Below are 1,187 nucleotides of genomic sequence, written 5' to 3'. Positions count from 1 at the left end.
GGGATATGAATAACGATCAACCCATGATCATGAAACGTTCTGATTTTGATTAAAGCAGAATCCATCGCTACGATTAAATCCGTAGCACCAACCATTCGCACCGCTACCGGCGTTTCGTTTGGAAAGGTTTTTAGTGAACATCTGTTCATGTTACACCACTGTTTTTACGAAATGTCAATTTGTTATTGGCCTCATGAGGCCAATAACACCGGAAATAAGGGGTATTATTGGACTGATGAGGCCAATAATACGATTTCGTCTGCTAAATAGACGTATTATAAGGCAACTATTGGGTCGTCTAATCCAATGTTGGGCGCATAGGATCGAATATCATGCTAAGTCTTGATAGTCCAAAATGGTCAGAGCTAAAACATGCATATGGATTTGCTTCAGATATACCAGCTCTTTTACGCCAACTTGAAAGCCTGCCTTCATCTGAAGGAAATGATGAACCATGGTTTTCACTATGGAGTGCTTTGGCTCACCAAGGTGACGTCTATCCAGCGTCATTTGCGGCAGTTCCTTATGTGGTAAATGCTATATCCAAATCACCCTTAAAGGCCGGATTCACGTATTTCCAATTTCCAGCTTGGGTTGAAATATGTCGTAAAAAGAACTCTGTGCCAATACCAGAGGAATTAGAAGCTGATTACTTTATTGCTTTAAAGCAACTGCCTCAACTTGTCGCAGAAGCTTCAGGCCGTGAGTGGGATGACACTTTCCTTGCATGCGCTCTTTCCGTTATTGCTGCGGCTAAGGGCTTCCATAATATTGCTGAGGCTGTATTAGAAATTGATTCAGAAGTAGCAGATGGTTTATAGAATGGTTTTTTAATCGATGATTTTACGCCCAACCATGCCTTTCAGTCCGACTCGCTTCGCTCGCGGTTGAAGGCAACGTTGGTGCTCATATTGACTTGTTTTCCGTTCTTTATTTTGCACGTTTTTGGTTTGTGCTTGCTTGAAAGGACTGCACCGAATCTGTAAGTTCATCAAGGCTTATATTTTGCAGTTTTTTTGCTTGTTTGTTTTTTTAAGAGTCCGTTCCATCATAATCGGTTTGTGCTCTTTTTCTTTTCGGACCGGGCTTATTTATTTGTTTTAACCGGGCACCTCGCTTTCTTTTTCATTGAAAGCTCGGTGCACCAACAAAGTGCTAAACTTTGACGGCGGTTACGGTGGCATCTT

Annotated in this window: 1 protein-coding gene; it reads left to right on the top strand. The window is 41.8% G+C overall.

The window, feature by feature from the left end:
• Positions 1-332: 332 nt before the first annotated feature.
• The gene (locus JCM12296_RS37640) at positions 333-821 is read left to right on the top strand and encodes a hypothetical protein (protein ID WP_218188457.1); all 489 of its coding nucleotides are present in this window, start codon (positions 333-335) and stop codon (positions 819-821) included.
• The last annotated feature ends 366 nt before the right edge of the window (positions 822-1,187 follow it).

Origin of the sequence: Desulfosarcina cetonica JCM 12296 (assembly GCF_001311845.1) — a bacterium.
In the GTDB taxonomy this organism is placed as follows: Bacteria; Desulfobacterota; Desulfobacteria; order Desulfobacterales; family Desulfosarcinaceae; genus Desulfosarcina; species Desulfosarcina cetonica.
This window is presented reverse-complemented; position numbering and strand designations above follow the sequence as displayed.

Bases quoted from the DNA above. Each gene is read 5' to 3' on its own strand.
- JCM12296_RS37640 (WP_218188457.1), top strand. From the start codon at position 333: ATGCTAAGTCTTGATAGTCCAAAATGGTCAGAGCTAAAACATGCATAT.